Below are 19886 nucleotides of genomic sequence, written 5' to 3' on the forward strand. Positions count from 1 at the left end.
GCCGTGCCGGTCTCAGAAGGTGCCCAGCTTCACGATCGACAGCAGTGCGACCAGCTGGATCGCCGACGCGCCCAGCGCCTTCGGCCAGGGCAGGTCGTGGGAGCGGGAGACCATCAGGGTCAGCAGCGCGCCCGCGCCGATCCAGGTGGCCCAGCCGAGCAGCTGGACGAAGCCGGCGTCGCCGCCGAAGAACATGGCGAAGAGCAGACGGGGGGCGTCCGTGAGGGACGTGATCAGCATGGACAGGCCCACCGTGGGCTGCCAGGCGCCGTCGCCGCCGAGCTGGCGGGCCAGGGTATGGGTGACCACGCCCAGGATGAAGGCGCTCAGCACCATCGCGACGGCCGTGATCAGGACGATCGGGACCGCGTTGGAGAGGGTCGCGTGGATCGCGTCCGAGCGGGCGTTGTCGAAGCCGAAGACGGCGAGCAGGCCGTAGAGGAAGGTGACGATCAGGGCCGGGGCCCACATCGTGTAGTCCCGCATGCGCAGGAAGGTCTGGTTGGGGGCGAGGACGACGCCCCGCAGGAGTTCCTTCCAGTGCAGGGGCGGGCCGGTGGGGCCGGAGGGCGCGGAGGAGCCGGCGTGGTAGGTCTCGCCCTGGGTGTAGCCGGCGGCCTCGTCGATCGAGAACGCCTGGGTGTGGCCCGGGTTGTTCGCCGCGTACGGGTCGTGGCCGCCGCCGGGCCCCTGGGCCGGGTAGCCGCCGTCGCCGAAGTACTCCGGTCCGTCGTCGGCCGGGCCCGGGTAGCCGTAGGACGGCCCGGGCTGCGGGTAGCCCCCCTGCTGTCGGGGCGGGCCCTGGTGCGGGTACGGCGGCTGCGGCGCCTGCGGATGACCGTACGACGGTCCCCGCTGCCCGTACGACGGTCCCCCGGGCTGTCCCTGCCCGTACGACGGCCCCGCGGGTCGCCCGCGTCCCGACGACGGTCCCTGCGGCGCCTGCTGTCCTTGGGGGGTGCGGTTGTCCCGCCCCCCGCGTCCGATCCTGAATCCAGCCACGTCAACGAACGTACCCGGTCCCGCGGAGCGACGTGCCCGGCCCGGGCGTCCGGGCCGGGCTTTGCGGCCGACCTGTGACATCCCCTAAGGGACCGTCAGGGGAACGGTCCGGGACATCCCCCCGTTTTACCTTCGCCGCCCCTCGTACGGTCACGCCGCCCCTCGTACGGTCACGCCGTCTCTCGTACCGCTGTCTCTCGGGCGGGCCCGGACCACCTGTCGGACGGGGTAGCCCGTGGTCGGCACCGGCCGCCGGGGCCGCGGAATGGGTGTACGGCCGGGCCCGCGGGGTGCGGGTCCGGCCGTACGGGGTGGCGGGGGGTGCGGCGGGTCAGTCGGCGAACAGGGCGCCGAACTGCGGGGTGCCGGTCGTCGAGACGCCCACGGCGCTCGGGCCGAAGGAACGCGAACCGGTCGCGGTGATCTTCGTGCCGTCGGACGGCAGGTAGGTGACCGCGCCGTTGGCGCTGTTTTCGTACGATCCCACGACCAGGTCGGCCTTGCCGTCGCCGTTGACGTCGTCCAGCTTGACGTCGGCGCCGAACAGGTCGCTCTGCTCGCTGCTGCCGGGGACGCCCGGGGTGTTCTGCTCGAAGGACTGGACGGCGGTGGAGGTGTTCACGCCGGAGGCCGAGCCGTACAGGACGGTGACCATGCCGGTGTTGCTGATGCCGTCGATGTCCTCGTCCGGGCTGCTGACGACGAGGTCCTGGTAGCCGTCGCCGTTGACGTCACCGAGGTCGAGGTCCCAGCCGAAGGCGTCGCCCTTCTCGGAGGTGCCGGGCACGTTGCCGGTGTCCTGGCTGATGCCGGTGGTGGAGGCGGGACCGGACGCGGAGCCGTAGGTGACGTTCACCCGGCCGCCGTTGGAGGCGTCCGGGACGGGGGTGCCGTCCTCGGTGGTGGCGTCCCAGCCGGCGCCGCTGACGATGTCGCCGAAGCCGTCGCCGTTGATGTCGCCGATGGCGGTGACGATGCCGGGCTTGAGGGCCTTGGCCGAGGAGCCGCTCAGGCCGCTCGCGGTGCCGGGCAGCCAGTAGTTGGTGTTCCAGCCGTACTTCGTCGTGGTCTCGTAGCCGTCCACGACCAGGTCGGTGCGGCCGTCGCCGTTGACGTCACCGGCGGTCAGGCTCATCGGGCCGAACGGGTAGTCGTTGGTGCCCGGCTGGATGGGCGGCTTGACGGTGGTGCGGCTGCCGTAGGCGCCGGTGGTGCTGAAGCCGCCCTTGTAGAGGTAGAGGGTGGCGGACGAGCTGCCCACGACCAGGTCGGCCTTGCCGTCGCCGTCGAAGTCGCCGGCGGCCAGGTCCTTGCCCCAGAAGTCGTGGGAGGAGGCGGCGGGGTCGGGCACGTCGGAGGCCTTGCCGGTGAGGCCGCTCTTGGAGCCCCAGAGGATCGCGACGCCGCCGCCGTTGGTGTCGGTGCCGACCTTCTCGTCCGGGGTGCCGACGACGAGGTCGTCGTAGCCGTCGCCGTTGAAGTCGGCGTACGCCAGCTCGGCGCCGAAGCTGTCGCCGGCCTCGGCGGTTCCCGGGACGCCGGAGGTGTTCTGGCTGATGGTGGTGCGCGAGGCGGAGGTGACGCCGGTGGCCGTGCCGTAGAGGACGACGATCTGGCCGGCGCCCTTGTGGCCGCTGACGTAGGCGGTGGCCGCGCTGGTGGCGACGTCGCCGATGCCGTCGCCGTTGAAGTCGGCCTTGGCGACCTTGAAGGAGTCGGCGGCCGTGGCGGGCGAGGCGGTGAACGTGAGCAGACCGCCCGTCAGCGCGGCCGCGGTGGCCGTCGCGAGGGCGAGTCGGCGGTGCGTGTGCATGCTGTTCTCCTGCGGCATGCGGGGGATGCCTGGCGGGCATCCGCAGTCGATGGGGTGCGGACCGTCCGTGTTCGCCGTAAGTTGTCCAACGGTTAACCAAACGGTCGGCGAACAGGAGACCGGCGTCGGCACGTAAGGGTTGTACGTGAGTTCGGTTATTTTTCGAGAGTGCTGGTGCGGGGCTGAGCCCCTGGGGCCGATGTGACCGTCCGCCCGGGGCGCCAGGAACTCCGACGTGGAGAAGAGCACCGCCGGTTTGTCCTCCAGCAGCCCTTTCGTCGCCCCGCGGCACACGGCGACGGAGTCCTTCGTCCCGCCCCGGTACGTGTGTACGACGGGGCCGACGGACACCCCGCCGGGCTTCCCGTCCCGCACGGCACCGGCAGGCCGCCCGAGCCGGAGCGCAGGGGCCGGGGCAGGATGGGGGCATGAGCGTAGTCAAGATCAACGTGCTGACCGTGCCCGCCGAGCAGCGGGAGACGCTGGAGAAGCGGTTCGCCTCGCGGGCCCACGCCGTGGAGAACTCCGACGGCTTCGAGTGGTTCGAGCTGCTGCGGCCCGTCGAGGGCACCGACACCTACCTCGTCTACACGCGCTGGCGGGACGAGGAGTCGTTCCAGGCGTGGATGGAGGGGCCGATGAAGGCGGCGCACCAGGGCGGCGGGGAGGGCGAACGGCCGCGCCCGGCCGCCTCGGGTTCCACCCTGTGGTCCTTCGAGGTGGTGCAGCAGGCGGGGCCGAAGGACGCGTAGCCGCGGTCACCGGCTCACACGGGAAACACGGCCGGCCTGTCCGTCACGGGAGGCGGCGGGCCGGCCGGCCGAAGCCGGGTCCACTGTGCGGCCAGAAGCGCCAGGTAGTGCGGGTTGAGGATGAGGTACCTCCGCCACAACCGGCCCGGCTCCATGGCGAGCCGCCCCAGCCACTCCAGTCCGTGCTTCTGCATCCACTCGGGTGGCCTGCGCAGGATCCCCGCGTGGTAGTCGAACGCGGCACCGACCGCGAGCAGCGGCATCGGCAGCAGCGGACGCATGGCGTGCACGAAGACCTCCTGGCGCGGGCAGCCCAGCCCGACCAGGACGATACGTGCCCCGGACGCGGCGATCCGGGCGGCCAGCTCCACGTCCTCACCAGGACGTGCCACGCGGAACTTGGACGGCTCGTGACCGGCGATCTTCAGAGCCGGAAGGGTGTTTTGCAGGTTCAGCATCAGCCGGTCCAGCGTCTGCTCCGTCGAACCGTACAAATACACCGGCAAGCCCTCTTCCGCCGCTGCGCGCACGACGTGCAGCGTCAGGGTCGGGCCGCACACACGGTCGGCGAGGGCCGCGCCGTGCAGCATGTTCAGTGCCCAGCGTACGGGCTGTCCGTCCGGGGTCACCAGGTCGAAGGAGTTGAGGCGGCCGCCGTGCTCCCGGTCCAGCACGCCCGTCATCACGCCGTGGACGGCCAGCGCGGTGACCGCGAACGGACGGCGTTCCCGCGCCGCGGCGAGCACGTCGTCGACCGCCTCGGCGTAACTTGTCGCGTCGACGAAGACGCCAAGAACATTCCTCTTCACCGGCCCGGCGTCCACCTGTCCACGTTGGCTTCGTAGATCTCGTTCATGATCATGGGCACGTCGTACGTCACCTGCCACTGCGGATAGTGCTGCTCGAAACGCGCGTTGGAGCTGATCCACCAGATGTGGTCGCCGGTCCGGGGTGTGCCGACGTGCTCGACGAGCATCTCCTCTCCGGAGAGCTTCTCGGCCAGCGCAATCGCTTCGAGGTTGGAGGCGTTGGAGTGCCGGCCGCCGCCCAGGTTGTACACCTCCGCGCTGCGAGGGTTGCGGAAGAACGACTCGAACGCCCTCACCACGTCATGACTGTGGATGGCGTCCCGCACCTGCTTGCCCTTGTAACCGATGAGTTTGTACGTGCGCCGCTCCATGGCGCAGCGCATCACGTAGGCGAGGAAACCGTGCAGTTCCGTGGCGGAATGGCCCGGTCCGGTGAGGGTCCCCCCACGGAAGCACGCCGTCCTGAGTCCGAAATAGCGGCCGTACTCCTGGACCATGACGTCCGCCGCCACCTTCGAGGCGCCGAAGACCGAGTGCAGGCAGGCATCGATGGACATGTCCTCGCCGATGCCGCCGAAGCAGGGATGGCTGGGGTCGATCTCCCAGCGTGTCTCCTGCTCCACCAGCGGAAGGGAGTTGGGGCGGTCGCCGTACACCTTGTTGGTGGAACAGTGGATCAGTGGGGCCTCGATGCAGTGTTCGCGAACGTTCTGCAGCACATTGAGCGTGCCCGCCGCGTTGATGTCGAAGTCCAGGAAGGGGTCGCGTGCCGCCCAGTCGTGGGACGGCTGCGCCGCGGTGTGGATGACGACGGCGATGTCCCGGCCGTACCTGCGGAACACGGACGCCAGCGCGTCACGGTCACGGATGTCCACGCCGTGGTGGGCATAGGCCTTGCCGAGGTCCGCGGACAGACGATCCACGTTCCACGCGGTCGATGCTTCCGGTCCGAAGAACCGCGAGCGCATGTCGTTGTCGATGCCGATGACATCAAGTCCCAGGCCGGCGAAGTGCCGTACTGCCTGGGACCCGATCAGGCCAGCTGACCCCGTGACCACCGCGACGCTCATACCATCGCCTCCTGAGGAGAATTGACCGTGCCTTGCCGAAGAGTTGCCGCTCGCCGTGACCGATCGCCGGCGAGCAGGATTCCAGCCGCCCAGAAGAAGGGAGCGGCGCCGAAGGGTGACTCCAGGATGACGCCCAGCAGGGCCACGACGAGGAGAGAGATCACCAGCAGCACACACAGGGAGGTCAGTTCGTCGGGCGGTCCACCGCGGATGGTCCGAATCGCAATCGTCAGAAGGCCGGCCAGCAGGCCGACGACGAGGGTGAGACCGACGAAGCCCAGCCGGGCGAACGAGGTGACCAGGTAATTGTGGGGTGAGCGCACACCCATTCCCCGACCGATCGGAAGGTCACCGTTGGACAGTTGGAGAAAGTCCGGGCCGAAGCCCACACCGAAGGCCGTCCGCACCGGATCGTCCAGGGTGTACGTCACGACCCGCTCCCATGCGATCAGCCGTGCCCGCTTGGTGCCTTGAGCGTTTTCGACGAGTTCCGAAGAGGCCGTCCCGGGGGAGTTGAGCGCGAGGAGGCGCTGGCCGGCCGGGGACATGGGAAGCACCACGACCACGGCGAGGACCGCGATCGCTCCGAGCAGCACCGAGCGAGCGGTGACACGGCCGTTCCTGCCCGCCCGGAACATGACCGCCAGCAGGACGCATGCACAGCACGCGATGATGCCTGCTCTGTTCACCTGTGCCAGAGCCGTCGCGAGCGCGGTGGTCGCCACGGACGCGTGCAGCCAGATCCGGCCTCGTCTGAGCAGCAGGACCGACACACCGGCCAGTACACCGAGCACAGCCACGTCGAAATCCGTCCGGATCTCGAAGATGCGCGTATTGCCCACCTCGGGCAGCGTCGCGGTGAATTCCGGAGCGAGTGTCGCCACCATCACCCATCCGAGGTGCAGCAGCAGCCCGGCATGGATCACACGGACCGTTCGTGCCCTGCCACGATCGCTCACCCTCTGGTAGCTGCCCGCGGAGAGATAAGCGATTGCGGCATAGGCGAAAGGCGCTGCGTCGCGGGCGGCCGTGCGCATGTCGTCCTCTACGGCAAGCAGCCGGAACCCGGTCAGGAGCAGCAGCAACCCGATCAGGATTCCGGGCCCGTAGACGCGGTCTTTCCGTTTCCCGGAGAGCGCGCTCAGCCAGGCGGCCTGCAGGAAGGCGGCGCCCAGCAGCGCGTCCCCGATGTAGAGGGGCCCCACATGCACGTGGGAAATCCAACGGCCGCCGGTGAGCAGAACGGCGACCACCATCACTCCGGCGACCATCCGGTGGTCACCGACGGGTTCACGGCCCGATGTCCCATACCCCGATGGACGGGGGCCCGTGCCGGTACGGAGGGCCACCTCGGTCTTCGGGTACACCCTGTGCACTCCCGTTTCCACGAATCACTCGCCCTTCCTAGGTGGGCACCGCGATGTGGCCGCCGGCGACACGGGTCGCCTCCTGGTACGCCCTGGCGATGCGGCTGAGCCAGGCCCCCTCCGTGAAGTGGTCGGAGTACACCTGCCGGCAGTGCGCGCGCAGTGACGGGAAGCGGGTGGCCGCCTCCGCCAGAACCGGGGCGAGCGGCTTGTCCCACCGTGTGACCAAGCCGGTACCGTGCTCCCGTACCGCCTCGGCAACCGAGGAGCCCTCGAACGCCAGGGTCGGAAGCCCGGCCGCCAGGGCTTCGACCTGCACGCAGGGCTGGACCTCGTACCAGCGGCTGGGGAAGACCAGGCCGCGCCAGGTGGGCATCCGCCGGCACAGTTCCGCCCGGCCGATCTGCCCGAGGAAGCGGACGGAGGAAGGGGCGGCCGTCCGGCAGTCGGCGAGCAGTTCGCCGTCGCCGACGACGTCCAGGGGTTCGTGGTCCGGCCACTGGCGGAGCAGTTCCAGGACGCCCTTCTCGGCCGAGAGGCGCCCGGCGACGAGCCAGCGGCCGGTGTCGTCGCCCGGTGCTTCGTCGGACCGCGGTGCGTCGACGAAATTGGGTACGAGCATCAGGCGCGAGGCCGGCACGCCGGCCTGTCGGTACGTCCGCTCGCTCAGTCGGGAGTTCACGACGAGCCGGTCCGCACGGCCCACCAGCGGGTCCCGCGCGAGGCCGTGCCGTCCGGCCCAGGCCAACGGAAGCGTCGCGGCCCGGGAGTCGCGGTAGCAGCCGTACCGCAGGGCCGCCCAGGGGTCGCCGTCCGGACACCGTGTGCACACGGCGCCTGCGCGATAGAGAGTCGCCGCAGCACACATGGGCCGGTAGTTGTGCAGGGTCGCCACGAGCGGGCCGTCCCAGTGCCGAACCCAGGAACGCCCGAAGTTCGGAAACAGATTGTGCACGTGCACCACGTCGGGGGCGTACGAGCGCAGCCGCGCGAGCGGGCTGTTGCCCCGGCCGGTCGCCACGCGCGCCGCTGCCCGCAGCGGGTAGAACGGATCCTGCGCCAGTTCGTCGGTGCGGGCGGAGAAGAGTTCCACCGTGTGGCCCGCCGCGCCCAACGCGCGCACCTGGTCCAGTACGAGCGCGTTTTCCCCGCTGGGCTTTGCGGCGGTGTAGAAGCTGTGTACTACCGCGATCTTCATGACAGGGCGCCTTCGGTCGTCGTCAGCCGGAGCCGGCACGCTCCACGGGCAAGAGCTAAATTCGCGCAACCGGTGGTTCGTGCCCCTGCTTTGGGAAAGGCGCTGTGCCAAGCCCACCCGTCTGGCGGAGCGAGGATCGCCATCTGGCCCGACCCGGGCTCGTATCGGCGTGCTCCCGCCCATGCTGCTTATCGGGTGAGACTTCCGCGCGGACGAGCCTCGCCAGCCGACCCACCGCGTGCCCGTCGGACACACTCGATCGCGTCCGCAGCCTGCCGCACCCCGAGTGATGCTCTGGCCCTGACGGTTACCTTCGTCGGCTTCATCCCGTGGCCAGGCGCACGGACCCCGAAGTGATCGTTGGAGCCGGTTGGAGAGGGTGACCGTGACTGTACGGGGAGATCTACGTTATGTGCCCCTGCCAGGGCGCACGCAGGTGCAGTCCGACCGGGAGCCGCCTCGCACCGGACGAAGACGTCACAGCAAGCCCGCCTGGTACCTGCCGACCGCCGTGGCCGTCGATGTCACGGGGGCGGCCTTGCCGGTGTACACGGCTTTCCGCCTGGCCGGCGAGGCGCACGCGCTGTGGTACGCGGTGGTGATGGCCGTGGCCTGGGTGCTCGTGCGGTCTTCACGCACCCGGTACGCGTGGCCCAGCCTGGGAGAGAACGGCAACGCCGTCCCCGTCCTGCGGGACTGGCTGATTCTGGTGGGGTTGCTCACTGCGGTCAGAGCGACGACCGGTGAGGATTCCCCGCTTCATCTCGCACTGGTCGGCGTGGTCGCGTGCCTGGCGAGCACCGTCGCGTGCGACGGCCTGATGAACCGTCATCTTGCGGCGGGACGCCGTGACGGACGAGCCGTCAGCCGTGCCCTGGTGATCGGCGAGGCCACCGCTCTCGACGCTCTGATGAGCCGACTGGCGCGTCGCACCGACCACGAGTTCGTCGTGGTCGGCGTGTGCCCCATCGGCGAAGGCACCCCCGATCCGGTGTGCCCCGTCGCGGCTCGGCTGGACAAGCAGGCCCCGGCGCAGCTGTCCGGTGACTCCGCCCCGGTGCTGGCGGCGGCCCGACGACTGGACGTGGACGTGGTCTTCGTCATCTCCGGGCCGAGCATGGCCGGTGATCGCCTGCGACGGTTGTCCTGGACCGTCCACGAGGACGGGCGTCCGCTGGTCGTCGTGCCCGGTCTGACCGAGGTGGCGCAACGCAGGGTCAAGGTGTCGTCCGTGGCCGGTCTGACGATGCTGCGCGTGGCCCCGCCCGTGCGCCGCGGCGCCGCCCTGCTGCTGAAGGCGGTGACGGACCGTGTGGGCGCCGCGTTGCTGTTGCTGCTGCTCGCCCCCGTGTTCGCCGCGGTGGCCATCGCCGTGCTGCTGGATTCCCCGGGAGCGGTCCTGCATCGCCAGATCCGCGTCGGGCAGGGCGGCCGCCTGTTCAACCTGGCGAAGTTCCGCACCATGGTTGCCAACGCCGAGCAGCTGCAGAACGAGCTCGCCCGGACCAACGAGCACGACGGGCTGATGTTCAAGATCCGCCGCGATCCCCGGATCACGCGCGTGGGCGGTGTGCTGCGCCGCTTCTCGCTGGACGAGCTTCCCCAGCTGATCAATGTGCTGCAGGGGCACATGTCCCTCGTCGGTCCCAGGCCGCCGCTGCCCGACGAGGTGGCGAAGTACAACGAGGTGGAGCTGCGACGGCTGAGGGTCAAGCCGGGGCTCACCGGATTGTGGCAGGTCAGTGGGCGCTCCGACCTGTCCTGGGACGAGACCGTCGCCCTGGACCTGCGCTACGTCGACAACTGGTCTCCCGCTGTCGACTTCGGCATCCTGGGCCGGACGCTGCGGGCCGTCGTCGAGGGCAACGGTGCCTACTGACACCTGATGTCCCGACCGTCAAAGGGGCAGCCGGTGAAAGAAGCGGGTCAGCAAGCCTCTTTGAGGTCCTCGCGGGACAGTCTCCCGGGCAGCAGGCCGCGCTCCCGAGCGACACGCACGCCATGCAGACCCGTCCCGTACCGCACACAGCCCAGTAGCAGCGCGCCCGCGGCCGCCACCTTGGCCGCGAGGATCAATGCCATGGGGCAACGGCCCCCCAGTGCCTGCTGAACGGACCAGAGCGCCGACCAGATCAGGACGGTGAGACCGGCAGCCTGCGCGTACGCCTCCGCGACCCGCCGCCGGGCGGAGGGGAAGAGGCGGCTCAGCCAGGCGTGGAACAGGGCCTGCTTGACGAGCTGACCGATGAGTACCACCACCATCAGTCCGCGAACTCCGCAGCCGAGGAACAGCGCGACGGCCGTTCCGGCGACGAGAACCGTCAGCTGTACCAGGGAGATGACCACCTTGCGCCCCACTGCGCCGATGGCTTCCACGAGCGTGCCTGAGAACTGCGCCATCAGCATGAGCGCGCTGGCCAGGCCGAGCACCGGGACCAGTGCTGCGCTGCCCCGCCACTGGTCGCCGAGGAGGAGTGCCACCAGCTGCTCGCTGCTCGCGCCGATCACCGCCCACAGGGGGAACAGGATCAGTGCGGTCAGTGCGGTGCAGTCGGCGTGGGAGGCGCAGAGCCGGCTCTTCTCGTACTGGATGCGGCTGAAAGCGGGAAGGAGAACCTTGCCCGCCGCCGCTTGGATCTGCTGCAGCGGAAGCGATGCCAGCAGTGCGGCGCGGTCGTAGAGCCCGGCGGCGGTGACTCCCACGTAACGGCCGATGACGAGCTTGCCGAAGTCCTCGGTCAGGTATTCCAGGAACCCGTTGGCCGACACCTTGGCGCCAAAACGCATGACGTCACGCATGGCCTGCATGTCGAGCAGGGGACGCAGTGAGTGGCGGACCAGCAGATAGGGCAGCAGTGCCTGCAGGAAGTACCACCCGAGGGTGCCGTAGACGAGGCTCCACACCCCTGCGCCGAGCAGTGCGGACGAGATTCCGACGGCGCAGTAGCCGACGGCGAAGGAGAAGAAGTCGGTGAAGGCGACGGCCCGGTACCGCATGCCGCGGCCCAGCAGTCCGGTGGCGGGGGCGCCCAGGGCCATGAACAGCAGGATCAGCGCGCTGGCCCGGATCATGCCGGTCAATTCGGTGGGACCGCCGACCAATTCGGTGCCGTAGGGGGCGATGAACCAGACCGTCGTGAAGGAGCAGGTGCCGACGGTGAGGCCGAGCGTGAAGACGACCCGTACGTCTCGGTCGGTGAGCGAGGGACGCTGTACCACTGCGGAGCGCAGCCCGCCCTGTGCGAAGTTGTGGGCGAAACGCAGGACCAGGTGGGCCAGTGCCATCAGCCCGAAGTCCTTGGGGGTGAGCAGCCGGGCCATCGCGGCCGCGTAGGGGATCTGGACGACGACGCCGGCCGCGGCGGCGAGATAGGTCCAGCGCACGCCCCTGACGGTGGTGGAGGTCAGCTGGGTCATGGATCAGGACCTTCTCACGGTGTCCGAGGGCCGCCCGGCCAGGCACGCAAGGGCCGGGGCGAAGTAGCCCGACAAGCCCTGGCCGTGGCAGAGGTGCTGGCGACGCGCGAGGTGCCGCGTTCACACATGAGAGTGACGGTCCGCACGCCTTGACCGCGGTCCGCCCGGGCCGCATTCCGCACGGCAGGAACCCCTTTCGCCGTATTGCACGATTACCGTCTTCTTCCGGCGTACCGCCAAACAGTGCACGGCTCAAGTTGCGCACGCGAGGGGAAACAGGCAGTCGCTCCATATCCTTCCGATGTTTTGGAGAAACATCTCCACCCCTTCCCGAATTACTGGAGAAAGTCATGCGCGTTGCCGTGACCGGTGGGGGCGGCTTTCTTGGGTCACACCTGTGTGAGGCATTGCTGCGGCGCGGAGACGCCGTCGTATGCCTGGACAACTTCAGCACGGGCCGGCCGAAGAACATCGCACACTTGCGGAAATACTCCGGCTTCGAAATCATCCGCGCCGACGTGAGCGTCACGGCGGAAGTCCCCGGTCCGGTGGACGCCGTCGCCCATCTCGCGAGTCCCGCGTCACCGCCGGACTATCTGCGGCTGCCCCTGCAGACCCTCGCCGTGGGAAGCCGGGGCACCGAGAACGCCCTCGAACTGGCCCGGCGCAACAACGCCCGGTTCCTGCTCGCTTCGACGAGTGAGGTCTACGGCGATCCGCTGGTTCATCCTCAGGACGAGGAGTACTGGGGGAATGTCAATCCCGTAGGGCCCCGCAGCGTGTACGACGAGGCCAAGCGGTACGGGGAGGCCGTCTCCCTGGCCTATCGGCGCAGTCTGGGTGTCGACGTGGGAATCGTCCGGATCTTCAACACGTACGGCCCGCGCATGCGTCGGCGCGACGGCCGGGTCGTCTCCAGCTTCATCGCCCAGGCCCTCGGCGGCGAACCCCTGACCATCTACGGCGACGGCAAGCAGACCCGCAGTTTCTGTTACGTGGACGATCTGGTCCGCGGCCTGGTCGCGATGCTGGACTCGTCCGAGACCGGCCCGTTCAACCTGGGCAACCCGGAGGAGTGGACCGTGTCCGACCTCGCCGAGCTCGTCCGGGACATCACGGGTTCCGACTCGGAGATCCAGTACCACCCGCTGCCCACCGACGATCCGGTCCGCCGCCGCCCGGTGATCACTCGTGCCCGTGGACACCTCGGCTGGTGCCCGGAGGTACCGGTCGCGGACGGAGTGCGCCGGACGGTGGAGTGGTTCAGGGACCGGCAGCAGCAGGAGGACTCCGTCAGAGAGCACCAGGTCCCGCGCCCGTACGGCGACAGGCCGCTGCTGACCGTCGCGGACCCCGTGGTCTGACGCCGGAGAGGCGACCCAGGGACCGAGGCCGCCGTCCACTTCGACGAGAAGAAGGCTGTCGGGGAGTCCGGGGCACTGCCCATCGAGTACTGGGCCGTGAACCGGGCCTGGAACCGGACCACGACGAGGGACCTCACCGCGATGTGCAAGGACGCACGCAGATTCCAGGAACTCAACCCGTTCGGCTATCCGAACCGGCACAGAAAGGGGCGAGAGAGATGCGACTGACCGTCATCGGAACGGGATACCTCGGTGCCGTGCATGCCGCATGCATGGCAGACATCGGGCACGAGGTGCTCGGCGTCGACATCGACGCCGAGAAGATCGCGGCTCTCACCGAGGGCAGGGTCCCATTCTTCGAACCAGGTCTGCAGGATGTCCTCGGCAGAGCCGTCGGCTCGGGGAAACTCCGCTTCACCACCTCCCTGGGCGAGGCGGCCGAGTTCGGCGATGTGCACTTCGTCTGTGTGAACACCCCGCAGCGTCAGGACTCTCCGGCGTGCGACCTGCGGGCGGTCGACGCCGTCATCGAAGAGTTGGCGCCCCGGCTGCGCCGGCGCTGCCTGATCGTGGGCAAGTCCACGGTTCCCGCGGGGACGACGGCCCGGCTCGGCCTGCGCGTCCAGGAGCTTGCCCCGGACGGCTTGGACGTCGAGGTCGCCTGGAATCCCGAGTTCCTGCGGGAAGGTTTCGCCGTCCGGGACACGCTGCGCCCGGAGCGGCTGGTGGCCGGCGTCCCGTCGCGGTGGGCCGACCGGACCCTGCGTGCGGTGTACGCACCGATGCTGAGCGACGGCGTGCCCTACATCAGCACGGATCCCGCGACGGCCGAGCTGGTGAAGGTCGCGGCGAACTCCTTCCTCGCCACGAAGATCTCCTTCATCAACGCCATGGCCGAGGTCTGCGATGCCACGGGCGCCGATGTCACGACGCTCGCCGACGCCCTCGGGTACGACTCCCGTATCGGCCGCCGCTTCCTCTGCGCAGGCCTCGGTTTCGGCGGCGGATGCCTCCCCAAGGACATCAGGGCGTTCACGGCCCGCGCCGACGAACTCGGCGTCGGCGGCGCGGTGTCGTTTCTCCGAGAGATCGACGAGATCAACGCGCGGCAGCGACGGCGTACCGTCGACATCGCCCGGGACATGGTGGGCGGAGCATTCGCCGGCCGCCGCATCGCCGTCCTCGGCGCCACGTTCAAGCCCGACAGCGACGATGTCCGTGACTCGCCCGCCTTGGCCGTCGCGGCCGCGGTCCACCACGAGGGCGCGGACGTACGGCTCCACGACCCGGAGGGAATGGACAACGCCCGGGCCGTTCTGCCCATGCTCGATTACGCCCCGGACGTGGACAAGGCATGCCTGGGCGCCGATCTCGTCCTTCATCTGACGGAGTGGAGGGACTACCGGCGGATCGACCCCACCGCACTCGCCGCCGTGGCACCGGCACGGAAGATCCTGGACGCGCGCAACGCCCTCGACACGCTGCTGTGGCGGTCTGCCGGATGGACCCTGCGGGCACTCGGCCGACCGAATGCCCCCGCCCTGCCGAGCCAGCAGGCGGCCGTCGACCACTTGGCCGACGCTGATCTGTGCTGAGCCCGGGCCGGCCGCGGCCACGGGACCGGGGTGTTCACCGCATCGGTCCCGCCGCGGCCGGGCATCCTCATCGCTTGACGGGCAGGATGGAGTGGTAGAGGTCTTCCGCGATTTCTGCCTTCGCCGTGTAGGTGTGCTTCCGCGCCCATGACAGTGCGGCTCGTTCCATGCACTGCCGTGCCTGCTGCTCCTTGAGTACGCCGCTGAGCGCCCAGGCGATGCGCCGCGGCAGATCCGCGGGGTTGCCGAGCGGCACGGAGATCGCCCCGCCCGGCGCCGAGAAATCACTGATGCCGTGGTGGCCGAGATGGACGACGGGGAGACCTCTGGCCCACGCTTCCAGGGTCTGTGTGCTGGAGGAGTCCCGCAGGCTGGTCATCAGAAATGCATCGGCTTCGTCACATGCCTGGAAAACCTGCTCGCGGGGCAGCAGGCCGCGGAATTCGACGGATTCGCTCACGCCCAGATGGCCGGCGAGTCGTTCCAGCGGCCGCCGCAGCGGCCCGTCGCCGAGGATCACGAGGCGGGCGTCCGGGATGTCCGACCGGAGATGCGCGATCGCCCGCAGGGCGAGTTCGGGCGTCTTGCGCGGGTGCAGCCTGCCGACCCACAGAACGGTGGGCGGGTGACCGGGGCGGTCCTGCCGGGCCTGCACCGACTCGCGGATCAGCGACTCCTGGATGCCGTCGGCGAGCATGAGATGCGTGGCGGTACGGCTCAGGCGTCCGACCAGTCGTTCGGTGTCCCGGTTGGTTGCCAGGACCACCGAGGCCTTGCGGAGCGTCTTGCGGCACGACGGCCGACGGCTGAGGCAGTGCACCCACAGCACGGTCCGCACCGCCTCCTGCCAGTAGGCAGTGCCCATGAAGCGCCGATGACTGTGCGGTGCGGTCTGCCCGCCTCCGACGGGACCGAACACCAACGGTGGTCCCAGACGGCGCAGCGCGCTGCCGCCCTGCAGCGATCCGTAGGAGACGTGGTGCACGAGGTCGGCCGCATCGAGTCCGTGGCTGCGGGCATAGGCCAAGGCCCGACGCTGCCAGCCGTCATAGCGTTTGACCTCCTCGGCCATGCCGCGCAGGAAGCCGGGCAGCAGCGCGGTCCATGAAGGGGCGGGCGGTGGTGGTACGACGTGCACCTTGATGCGTTCGCCCACCGGCCCCAGGTCCTCCACCCGGCGCGCGATCTGCCGAACGTTGTCGAACTCGTGATGCGTCAGGACCTCCACCGTGTGCCCGCGTCTCGCCAGTGTTTCGGCCCATCCCCAGCCGATGGCCGGCTCACTGCCGCGTGTGGGGTCGCAGGCGAACGAGACCAGCACGATACGCAGTGTGCGTGACCCTGTTCCCGATGCAGGATCGGCTTCAGTTCCGATTTTCGTACGCATAAAACCCCTACTTCAGACACCGCGCCGGCCTGCCGCCAGGCATATTGCTTCGGCGCCGGGTGCGATTCTCTGAAGAAACGTTTTCCTTGCCGCGTTTCCGAGGTTGTTTTCCCTCGATTGGCTCATGGATTCTCGGATCTTGTGGCCCCTTCTCCTGTCGTGGCTGCCGGACGTATGAGGAGGTTGCGCCTACTCTGAGCCGGGGTATTCGGCGCAGAATTTACAAAAGCAGGGCGTCTTCAGTCCTGTGAGAGGTACACATTGGACCTTCGTGGATATCTCAAAGTGCTGGCCAGGCGCTGGCCGACCATCCTGATCTGCCTTCTGCTCGGTATCGGCTCGGCGGAGACGGCGATCGCCGTGAGCACGCCGGTCTACGCGGCCCGTACCCAGATCTTCGTGGCCACCCGGTCCGGTGCGGACACCGCCGAACTGAACCAGGGGCAGTCCTTCTCCCAGGCGCGTGTCCAGTCGTATGCGGCGATCGTCGCAACTCGCCAGGTGACCGGACCCGTGGTGCGCGAGCTGGGGCTGAGGTACACGCCGGAGCAACTCGCCTCCCGCATCACCGCCGAGGCTCCGCTCAACACCGTGCTCATCAACATCACGGTACGTGACAGGGCTCCGGCACGTGCGGCGCGTATTGCCGACGCTGTCGCGAAGCGCTTCGCCACCGTGGTCGAGAAGCTGGAGACACCGAAGACACCCCACGCCTCGTCCAAGGACGGGTCCGCCCACCTCGCTTCGCCCGTCTCACTCGGCATCACCGAGCAGGCGATCGTCCCGAAACGCCCCGTGTCGCCGAAGAAACTGCTCGACACCGCAGCCGGAGTCCTCGCCGGGCTGCTGCTCGCCGCCGCGATCGTCGCACTGCGCGAGGCGCTCGACACCACGATCAAGACGAGTGACGCCCTCGGAGAGCTCACCTCGTTGCCGGTTCTCGGGTCCATCCCGTTCGACAAGAGCGCGACCCAGCGGCGGATCGCGATGGACAGCGCGGGCACGTCCGTGCGTGCCGAGGCCTTCCGCAAACTGCGTGCCAATCTGCAGTTCGCGCAGGTCGACGACCCGCCGAAGGTGATCGTCGTGACGAGCCCGGTGCCCGGCGAGGGAAAGACCACCACATCCGTCAATCTGGCGCTCTCCCTCGCCGACGCGGGTATGCGGACCTGTCTGATCGACGCAGACCTGCGCCGCCCGTCCGTCGCCCGTACCTTCGGGCTGGTCGAGGAGGCCGGCCTGACCACGGTGCTGATCGGCCAGGCCGGTGTCGAGGACGTGGCGCAGCAGGCCGGAGGCCGGCTGACGGTGCTCACCAGTGGTCCGTTGCCGCCCAACCCCACCGAGCTGCTCTCCTGCGGCCGGATGGCCGAGGTGCTGCGCGAACTTGCCGACGGCTACGACGTGGTCATCGTGGACAGTGCGCCCCTGCTGCCGGTCGCCGACACCATCGGCCTCGCCCCGCTCGCCGATGGAGTGCTGCTTGTGGTGCGCGCCTCCAAGACCGGCCGGGACCAGATCCGCAACGCCGCCGAGTCGCTGAGTCGGACGGGCGTACGCATCCTCGGCACCGTCTTCAGCATGTCCTCCGCCTTCAAGGGTAAGGAATACGGCTACGGCTACGCACCGGCCGAGGTGCCCGTGCCCCGTCCGCCGGCCGGCGTCGAGGTGCCCGCCGTGGCGGCCTCCCGAGCCCCCGACGGTGAGAAATGAGCCCGGCATGAGTGCACCGAGCGGCTTCGAAGTGCTGTTCATCTGCACCGGCAACCGGCACCGTTCGCCGGTGGCGGAACGGCTGCTGGCCGCCGCGCTGCCGGAACCGCACTTCAGGGTCCGCAGCGCGGGCACCGAGGCCCGGCCGGCACCGCTGGATGCCGTGACGCGCGCCATCATCGGTGAACTTGGCGGGGAGGCGGGGGACTTCACCTCCCGACGGCTGGACGCCGCACAGGTGGAGCAGGCCGACCTGGTGCTGGGTATGGAGCGATGCCACCGGGAGGCCGCGGTGCGGCTGTTTCCGGTGGCGCTGCGCCGCTGCTTCACCCTCCGGGAGTTCGTCCGGCTGTCGGACGGGACGAAGGCCGCCACGCCGTACGAGGTGGTCCGGCTGGCCGCGTCCCGGCGTGGCGCGGTGGTTCCCCCGTCGGAGGAGTCGGACGGCATCGCCGACCCGGTCGGCGCATCCCCCGATGTGCACAGGCAGCGGGCCCGCGAGGTCCGCGAGGCGGTCCGTACGCTGGCCGGGACACTGACTCCCTGAGACATGGCTTTCGCTCGGGCTCAGGTACGGCAAGGAGCCGAGGCCTTCACCGTGGCCCGCAGCGGTGTCACCAGAGCCTGCCGCCAAATCGTCGGGGCGTGGTCGGCCTCCGGCTCGCGCAGATGCAGCACGAGTGTGCGGCTGGACTGCCGGGGAAGCTCCAGGTCGACGGTGTACGCCGGGTGGCCGCGTTCCGCGCCCGGGAACGTCTCGACCGGTCGGCCGTCCAGAGTGGCACCCGTCAGCCTCGCTCCCGCGCCGGCGTAGTAGGTCACGAGCAGCCGGTTGTCGCCCGGGCGGGTCCGGTAGGGCGGGGCGTCGACTCTCTGGGTGACGTACTCGGGCAGGCCCGACGCCGGCGCCCGGTTGGTGAAGGTCACGGTCGCGGTGACGGAACGGCCGGAGCCGGAGCAGGCACCCGGTGCCCAGACCAGGCTGCGGTCGAGGTAGTAGTCCAGCTTGGTGCCGGCCGCGTTGTTCACGACGAGCCCTGCGAAGGGGCCCGGAGCGTCGGGAAGCACGCCCGAGAACGGCCGTGACTCCAGCAGCCGCTGCTCGTCCGTGTGCGCGCTCCACACCTGCAGTCGGCCTTCGCGCTGTACGTCGCGCAGGGCGCCCAGCAACGCGGGGACCAGGCGCGCGTCGTTGGCCGCCGTCATCATTCGTCCGGCGGCCGCACGGGCAGCCTCCACAAAGTACGCCTTGCGCTTGGCGACGTCGTCGTACTTCGCATACGCGGCCCGCTCGGTGATGTCCACGGCGTTGTCGGCGCTGAGCGCCGTGCCGTCGGGCAGCCGGGCGGGGCCGGTGGCACGGAGCAGAAGGCCGAGCGCACTGGGATCGATGGCGATCGCACCGTCGAGGCGCTGACCTTTGAGGCTGTGCCAGTCCGCGGTCCAGATGCGGGCCGCATAGGGGAAGTGCGGGCTCATGTTGGAGTTGGCCCAGAGGCTCTCTGGGCCGTTGTTCCCGTACTGGGCTCTGAACTCGGCTCCGAGGTCGACGTCTGCGTGGCTGCCGTCCATCTCCGTGTTGTTGCCGAAGTGCTCGAAGGACAGGCGGCCCCGGTCGGCCCGCAGCACGGCGAAGGCTCCCGGGAGACCGCCCGTGCCCCGTGCCTCGGCCGTGTTCTGGAAAGCGAGGATGTAGCGCCGTCGCCCGTGCGCTCCGAGCAGGGACGGTGCCACACGGGCCGCGACAGCGGCGTCGCGGGTCTGCGGGACGAGACGGTCGAGTCGGTCCGACAGCTTCGCCCGGGCGTGGTCGGCCGCGGACAGCCAGGTGGACGTGGGCAGACGGTGGGTGTCGTCCCGTACCTCGGCCGCGACCTGCGCGGCCCGGGCGAACGCGGACGCCTGGCCGTCCAACTCGGTGAGAGCATGCGGGACGCCGCCCGCGCGAGCGCCCGCCGAGAGCCGGGGTACGGCCCGTACGAGCGGCGGCAGCACGTCGCCGGCCAGTCGGTCCGAGGCCTCCGCAATGCCGCGCACGGTCTCCAGGGGGCCGCCGACGAAGGGCAGCCGGGCGGCCGTGTACCAGGCAGGACCGGTGGTCAGGCCGTGTGCGCTCACGGCGTGTTCGGCCGCGGAACGCAGCAGTCGTTCCGGCTCGGACGGCGCCGGGGGCCCCGCAGCGACGGCATCGGCGGGGCGGGACCCGGCCGATGCCGCGAGCGAGTCCCGCAGTGCGTTCAAGTCGTCCTGAGCGGCGAGGAGTTCGTGGTGGGCGAGGACGCCCGTGACACCGATCCAGGCGACCGCCGCCGCGGGAACAGCGGCGGCGGCGATCAGCATGTTCCTGGCCCGAGGGCCGAGAAAGCGCCGACCTGCCCGGCGGCCGTCCCGGGGGTGCC

15 protein-coding genes are annotated in these 19886 nt (G+C 69.7%); 6 read left to right on the forward strand and 9 right to left on the reverse strand.

Going from position 1 to position 19886, the window contains the following annotated elements:
- Positions 1-12 precede the first annotated feature (12 nt).
- Both AB0H32_RS02625 and AB0H32_RS02630 read right to left on the reverse strand, forming a co-directional pair.
- On the reverse strand, positions 13-1083 hold the full coding sequence (locus tag AB0H32_RS02625) for a YIP1 family protein (RefSeq protein ID WP_361113050.1): 1071 nt from the start codon (positions 1081-1083) through the stop codon (positions 13-15).
- Positions 1084-1333: 250 nt separating this feature from the next.
- Positions 1334-2815: an FG-GAP and VCBS repeat-containing protein gene (locus AB0H32_RS02630; protein ID WP_361113053.1), complete on the reverse strand. Its 1482-nt coding sequence runs from the start codon at positions 2813-2815 to the stop codon at positions 1334-1336.
- A gap of 428 nt (positions 2816-3243) precedes the next feature.
- On the opposite strand from AB0H32_RS02630, the gene AB0H32_RS02635 reads away from it, so the two are divergent.
- Positions 3244-3567: an antibiotic biosynthesis monooxygenase gene (locus AB0H32_RS02635; protein WP_361113056.1), complete on the forward strand. Its 324-nt coding sequence runs from the start codon at positions 3244-3246 to the stop codon at positions 3565-3567.
- A 14-nt stretch (positions 3568-3581) separates the two neighbouring features.
- On the opposite strand, the gene AB0H32_RS02640 is transcribed toward AB0H32_RS02635, so the two are convergent.
- From AB0H32_RS02640 to AB0H32_RS02655, 4 genes are all read right to left on the reverse strand, one after another.
- Positions 3582-4376 (reverse strand): WecB/TagA/CpsF family glycosyltransferase, encoded by a 795-nt coding sequence (locus AB0H32_RS02640; RefSeq protein WP_361113059.1) that lies wholly within the window; start codon positions 4374-4376, stop codon positions 3582-3584.
- Entirely contained in the window at positions 4373-5446 is a 1074-nt protein-coding gene (locus AB0H32_RS02645; protein ID WP_361113062.1) for an NAD-dependent epimerase/dehydratase family protein, read from the reverse strand. The genes AB0H32_RS02640 and AB0H32_RS02645 overlap by 4 nt, the downstream gene beginning before the upstream one ends.
- Positions 5443-6702 (reverse strand): O-antigen ligase family protein, encoded by a 1260-nt coding sequence (locus AB0H32_RS02650; RefSeq protein ID WP_361113182.1) that lies wholly within the window; start codon positions 6700-6702, stop codon positions 5443-5445. Before AB0H32_RS02650 ends, AB0H32_RS02645 begins: the two co-directional genes overlap by 4 nt.
- Positions 6703-6850: 148 nt before the next feature.
- Positions 6851-8011, reverse strand: a complete 1161-nt coding sequence (locus AB0H32_RS02655; protein WP_361113065.1) for a glycosyltransferase family 4 protein — start codon at positions 8009-8011, stop codon at positions 6851-6853.
- A 412-nt stretch (positions 8012-8423) separates the two neighbouring features.
- Here AB0H32_RS02655 and AB0H32_RS02660 point away from each other — a divergent pair, with 412 nt between their 5' ends.
- On the forward strand, positions 8424-9890 hold the full coding sequence (locus tag AB0H32_RS02660; protein ID WP_361113068.1) for a sugar transferase: 1467 nt from the start codon (positions 8424-8426) through the stop codon (positions 9888-9890).
- A gap of 47 nt (positions 9891-9937) precedes the next feature.
- Here AB0H32_RS02660 and AB0H32_RS02665 read toward each other — a convergent pair whose 3' ends face one another.
- On the reverse strand, positions 9938-11428 hold the full coding sequence (locus tag AB0H32_RS02665; RefSeq protein WP_361113071.1) for a lipopolysaccharide biosynthesis protein: 1491 nt from the start codon (positions 11426-11428) through the stop codon (positions 9938-9940).
- 350 nt (positions 11429-11778) lie between these two features.
- Between AB0H32_RS02665 and AB0H32_RS02670 the strand changes: the two genes are divergently transcribed.
- Together AB0H32_RS02670 and AB0H32_RS02675 are read left to right on the forward strand one after the other, a co-directional pair.
- On the forward strand, positions 11779-12792 hold the full coding sequence (locus AB0H32_RS02670) for a UDP-glucuronic acid decarboxylase family protein (RefSeq protein ID WP_361113074.1): 1014 nt from the start codon (positions 11779-11781) through the stop codon (positions 12790-12792).
- Between the two features lie 218 nt (positions 12793-13010).
- Positions 13011-14387, forward strand: coding sequence for a UDP-glucose/GDP-mannose dehydrogenase family protein (locus AB0H32_RS02675; RefSeq protein WP_361113077.1), 1377 nt, complete (start codon positions 13011-13013; stop codon positions 14385-14387).
- A 67-nt stretch (positions 14388-14454) separates the two neighbouring features.
- Here AB0H32_RS02675 and AB0H32_RS02680 read toward each other — a convergent pair whose 3' ends face one another.
- Positions 14455-15708 (reverse strand): glycosyltransferase family 4 protein, encoded by a 1254-nt coding sequence (locus AB0H32_RS02680; protein WP_361113080.1) that lies wholly within the window; start codon positions 15706-15708, stop codon positions 14455-14457.
- Between the two features lie 327 nt (positions 15709-16035).
- On the opposite strand from AB0H32_RS02680, the gene AB0H32_RS02685 reads away from it, so the two are divergent.
- Positions 16036-17487 carry a polysaccharide biosynthesis tyrosine autokinase gene (locus tag AB0H32_RS02685; RefSeq protein WP_361113083.1) on the forward strand — a complete coding sequence of 484 codons (1452 nt, stop codon included), beginning with the start codon at positions 16036-16038 and terminating at the stop codon, positions 17485-17487.
- Positions 17488-17494: 7 nt separating this feature from the next.
- Positions 17495-18034: a low molecular weight phosphatase family protein gene (locus AB0H32_RS02690; protein ID WP_361113086.1), complete on the forward strand. Its 540-nt coding sequence runs from the start codon at positions 17495-17497 to the stop codon at positions 18032-18034.
- Between the two features lie 20 nt (positions 18035-18054).
- Here AB0H32_RS02690 and AB0H32_RS02695 read toward each other — a convergent pair whose 3' ends face one another.
- Positions 18055-19827, reverse strand: a complete 1773-nt coding sequence (locus AB0H32_RS02695; protein WP_361113090.1) for a DUF4012 domain-containing protein — start codon at positions 19825-19827, stop codon at positions 18055-18057.
- Between the last annotated feature and the right edge of the window lie 59 nt (positions 19828-19886).

The organism is Streptomyces sp. NPDC020362, from assembly GCF_040642095.1.
In the GTDB taxonomy this organism is placed as follows: domain Bacteria; phylum Actinomycetota; class Actinomycetes; order Streptomycetales; family Streptomycetaceae; genus Streptomyces.

What these genes read in the sequence shown, in the direction of transcription:
- AB0H32_RS02625 (WP_361113050.1), bottom strand. Translation starts at nt 1,083, where the DNA reads ATGTCACAGGTCGGCCGCAAAGCCCGGCCCGGACGCCCGGGCCGGGCA.
- AB0H32_RS02630 (WP_361113053.1), bottom strand. Translation starts at nt 2,815, where the DNA reads ATGCACACGCACCGCCGACTCGCCCTCGCGACGGCCACCGCGGCCGCG.
- AB0H32_RS02635 (WP_361113056.1), top strand. Translation starts at nt 3,244, where the DNA reads ATGAGCGTAGTCAAGATCAACGTGCTGACCGTGCCCGCCGAGCAGCGG.
- AB0H32_RS02645 (WP_361113062.1), bottom strand. Translation starts at nt 5,446, where the DNA reads ATGAGCGTCGCGGTGGTCACGGGGTCAGCTGGCCTGATCGGGTCCCAG.
- AB0H32_RS02650 (WP_361113182.1), bottom strand. Translation starts at nt 6,702, where the DNA reads ATGGTGGTCGCCGTTCTGCTCACCGGCGGCCGTTGGATTTCCCACGTG.
- AB0H32_RS02655 (WP_361113065.1), bottom strand. Translation starts at nt 8,011, where the DNA reads ATGAAGATCGCGGTAGTACACAGCTTCTACACCGCCGCAAAGCCCAGC.
- AB0H32_RS02665 (WP_361113071.1), bottom strand. Translation starts at nt 11,428, where the DNA reads ATGACCCAGCTGACCTCCACCACCGTCAGGGGCGTGCGCTGGACCTAT.
- AB0H32_RS02670 (WP_361113074.1), top strand. Translation starts at nt 11,779, where the DNA reads ATGCGCGTTGCCGTGACCGGTGGGGGCGGCTTTCTTGGGTCACACCTG.
- AB0H32_RS02675 (WP_361113077.1), top strand. Translation starts at nt 13,011, where the DNA reads ATGCGACTGACCGTCATCGGAACGGGATACCTCGGTGCCGTGCATGCC.
- AB0H32_RS02690 (WP_361113086.1), top strand. Translation starts at nt 17,495, where the DNA reads ATGAGTGCACCGAGCGGCTTCGAAGTGCTGTTCATCTGCACCGGCAAC.
- AB0H32_RS02695 (WP_361113090.1), bottom strand. Translation starts at nt 19,827, where the DNA reads ATGCTGATCGCCGCCGCCGCTGTTCCCGCGGCGGCGGTCGCCTGGATC.